The sequence below is a fragment of the Tepidibacter sp. Z1-5 genome (assembly GCF_037844525.1).
Lineage (GTDB): Bacteria > Bacillota > Clostridia > Peptostreptococcales > Peptostreptococcaceae > Tepidibacter_A.
Genome location: NZ_JBBMMD010000065.1, coordinates 1 through 3,855 on the forward strand (window position 1 = coordinate 1; position 3,855 = coordinate 3,855).

5 protein-coding genes are annotated in these 3,855 nt (G+C 27.1%); all 5 read right to left on the minus strand.

The window, feature by feature from the left end; translation table 11 throughout:
- Positions 1–272: 272 nt before the first annotated feature.
- The 5 genes from WJW32_RS12440 to WJW32_RS12460 all read right to left on the minus strand — a co-directional run bounded on the left by WJW32_RS12440 (position 273) and on the right by WJW32_RS12460 (position 3,604).
- On the minus strand, positions 273–797 hold the full coding sequence (locus WJW32_RS12440; RefSeq protein ID WP_340258801.1) for a GNAT family N-acetyltransferase: 525 nt from the start codon (positions 795–797) through the stop codon (positions 273–275).
- A 262-nt stretch (positions 798–1,059) separates the two neighbouring features.
- Entirely contained in the window at positions 1,060–1,878 is an 819-nt protein-coding gene (locus WJW32_RS12445) for an alpha/beta fold hydrolase (protein ID WP_340258803.1), read from the minus strand.
- Between the two features lie 300 nt (positions 1,879–2,178).
- A complete protein-coding gene (locus WJW32_RS12450; protein WP_340258804.1) occupies positions 2,179–2,658 on the minus strand; it encodes a hypothetical protein in 480 nt (159 codons plus the stop codon).
- 26 nt (positions 2,659–2,684) lie between these two features.
- A complete protein-coding gene (locus WJW32_RS12455; RefSeq protein ID WP_340258808.1) occupies positions 2,685–2,987 on the minus strand; it encodes a DUF2500 domain-containing protein in 303 nt (100 codons plus the stop codon).
- A gap of 134 nt (positions 2,988–3,121) precedes the next feature.
- A complete protein-coding gene (locus WJW32_RS12460) occupies positions 3,122–3,604 on the minus strand; it encodes a hypothetical protein (protein WP_340258806.1) in 483 nt (160 codons plus the stop codon).
- Positions 3,605–3,855 lie beyond the last annotated feature (251 nt).

The window sequence follows — 3,855 nt, forward strand, 5'->3', positions numbered from 1 at the left end:
TACAGCTCATAGACATCACTCTAATATAATCAAAACTATAACTTTTATAACAGATTGTTTTTCTAGGTATGCTTTACCATAATATAGCATATTTTTATACTCATTGTATATTTGTGCAGTAAAAAGCAGTAGCTTTGGTTGGCTACTGATTTAATGATTTGTATTATACCTAGAAACATGTAATTAATGTAGTATGTAATTTAATTAATATAAGTTAATATGCATTTTAAGCATAATGCGAATCAGTTTATCTATAAATTATGCTCATAACCTTAACCTAAAGTTATCCAATATCTTTGTGTAACTCTATTTCCTTGTGGTATTTCATTTTCCAATTCTGCACCATTATTTATAATAGTCTTTGCTGATGCAACATTATCTTTATCGCAAGTAATTAAAACTTTCTTTATATTTAATTTTTTACATTCTATTAAAGCTAATACTAACATTTTAGTTGCATACCCTTGCTGTCTTTCTGATTTTCTAATACTATAACCTATATGTCCACCGAAATTTAACAAATAATCATTTAAGCGATGTCTAATATCAATCATTCCAATTAAACGACCGTCATCACTAGAAATAGCCATATATGTAGTTGCTGGAACTAAACCGTCTCTTACAGTTTCTTCTTTTAAATTATCGCAAAATGCACTATACCATTCTTCAAAAGTTTCAGCATTTCCCAAACCTGCAGTACCATCCATGCTATCTCCACTTTCAATAAATTCTCTTTTATAATCCATAAGTTTCTCTTTATACTCTGGTGTCGGTAAAACTAATTTCAATCTGTTCATCCTCTTCCTCCAATTATATAAATCATTTTTTATTCGTCATATTATAGAATTCCGTACTTTACATCTTTTCATATAACTTTCATTTATTTCTACGTATATATTACTATAATATACCATGTTTTTATACTTCTTGTATATTTGTGCAAGAAAAAACAGTAACTTTGGTTGGCTACTGTTTTGATGATTTGTATTATACCTAGAAACATGTAATTAATGTAGTATGTAATTTAATTAATATAAGTTAGTACTCATTTTAAGAAGATTATGACTCATTAACTCTTACAAGCCATTCATTAACTAATGCATTAAATAATTCTTCCTGTTCTATTTGCAAATTGTGTCCCGCTCTATCCAATACAGCAAAGGTTGCTCGTGGATAATTATCCAAAATACTCCAAGCATCTTTATACCCTACGCTTGAATCTTGGCGTCCTAATAGCATAAGAGTGGGCTTATTAAACTTTTCATTCAACCTATCTACATCGAATGAAAAGGCATATCCATTTTGTTGCAGATTAAGTAAGAAATTATTATCTGCTACTCTTAGGCCTGATAAAATTTCATCTCGATACCTATCCCAAACTTTTTTACTTTGTACCACTTGTACGGAAGAAAAACCTTCAGCATCAGATGGTTCAAGTTGTGATAACAATTCATCATCTCTCTTTAAAATAATATGTGCTGGAATATTACGTTTCTTAAAATCCATTATAATAGCAGGACATAATAGTAATAGCCCATCTACTCTATCTCCCATTTTATGTACTATTCCTCTTGCTAAATATCCACCGTAAGATTCACCTGCAAGTAAAAAGTTCTCATTTGGAATAATTTTTTCAATAAATTTAATTAAAATTTCTAGCATTACATCTGAATTTATAATCCAATCCTCACCTTTAGTTTTTCCCATTCCTGGTAAATCAATATATATTCTTTTATATTCATCTCTATTATTAAATACAGGTTCCATACATCCTGACATTAATCTATGGTCTACATGATAACCGTGTATCATAATAATTGGTTTTCCATTACCTATTATTTCATAGTTTATAGACATATTTTTTATATTACATTCCATTCTTTTTCCTCCTTTTATGTGGTACATATTTGCCTACAATTATGTACTTTCTATTTTTTTATACGGTTTACATCTAATTGTATTCAACTGTTCATTTGATTTTTTATTCTCTTATTTAATACTCAAATCAAGCTGAATTTTTAAACACCACGACTGATTTTCATGTATATAAATCTCATTTGTTTCTAAATGTATTTTACCATAATATATCACATTTTTATACTTATTGCATATTTGTGCAATATAAAACAGTAGCTTTGGTTGGCTACTGTTTTGAATATAATTCTTATCTAAGCATAACTAGCCTGGAAAATCTATTGCATATTCCTTATATTGTTTTAAAAAATCAATATACCTAAATTTAACTTCTTCAACATCACCATATGTTCCATTATAAGCTAAATGAAATTCATCATCTAAGTACATCATCCATAAATAGCATTCTTTTTTATTCTCTATTTGAAGAGATAGATATAGATGGTATAACTCAGTTGAAATAACCTGTATCTTATTTGGATTTTTTATAATTTCTTTATAGAATAATCCTAGTAATATTTTAAGTGTTACCTCTTCATCAATATCTCCTGTAACCTCTTTAAGTTTAGAAATAATGTCTTCTACATTTTTACTTCCTAAAAGCGAAAGTTCTATTATTGAAATATCTGGTTTTTCTGATATCATTATCTCATTATCAGCCCAATTTATTACATCTTTCTTAGTTATAAAACCACATGATAGTGCTAATCTATATAATTCGGCTTTTAGCTTTAGATTTTCCATATTTCTAAACCGTCCTTATCTTAAAATTAATTTTCTCTATTTACATTAATATTTGTAATGTAGAAACTAAGATATTTATCTCCTTTAAAAGTTAACTCACCTATATTACCTTCTAAAATAACTGCATACTGTTCAGGTAAAACTTCAAATTCTTTTTCTTCTCCATTTTCTAACTTAAATTTCATATAATGATGTATATACACATTAGATATCCCTCTAGAACTTACTGTTGATCTAGGAATCATTTCTTTTAAAATTAAAGTAGCATTTATAGTTTGAATAGGTTGTTTTTTATGCTTCCTAGCCTTTCTTATTTCCAGAAATATTATAACTTATAAACGATACAATAGCTCTAAACTTGACATTTATATAACTCCTATAAAAAGAATCACTGGCCACATAAACGTTATCAACATCAAATTCATTTCCCATGATGACATAAAAATCCCCCTAAACATATAATTTAGTAACTAATTTCTCCTCTTTCAAATGGATCATAAGATCCTTTAAAATTTCCACCTCCAGGTATTTGTTTTTTTAAAATAAAAAACTTTCTTTCATAAAAACTAACAAATGTATGTAATAAAGTATTTTCTACAGTTATAACTATTGTCTTTTCATTTTTATGGACAATGTGATCTGTTGTACAGAACAAAAAACGTATAAACATGGCAACTACAGAAATTACTATAGATACAATTATTGTGATTATCAAAATCATTTCTTTATGCTTATGATTTTTTTCTAATGATGCCCTATATATAGAAGTAATTAAAATAGAAATTGTATTTATTAAGGGTATATTATGCACCCAATCCATGAACTCTAAGTCATAAGATTTAATCACTTTGCTTGAAATTAAATATAGAAACAATAAAACTATATTTATTAGAGTAAACACCCAAAGTCTTTTATTTTTATCTTTTAGCATATATCTCAAATCCATCCCCCTATTCTAACTTTAAATAAATACAATAAAATTCATGACTCAGATTAATTAATATATAGTGTATTTATTGTCTAGATATATATTACCATAATGTGGAATAGTTATATATTGTATATTTGTATAAGAAAAAACAGTAGCTTTGGTTGGCTACTGCTTTGGTTATTTGTGTTTATGTAGTTTGTGTTTATGTAGTTTGTGTTTATATAGTTTGCCTATGATTGGTGTTTTTGAGCGTATGTAAAAACAAA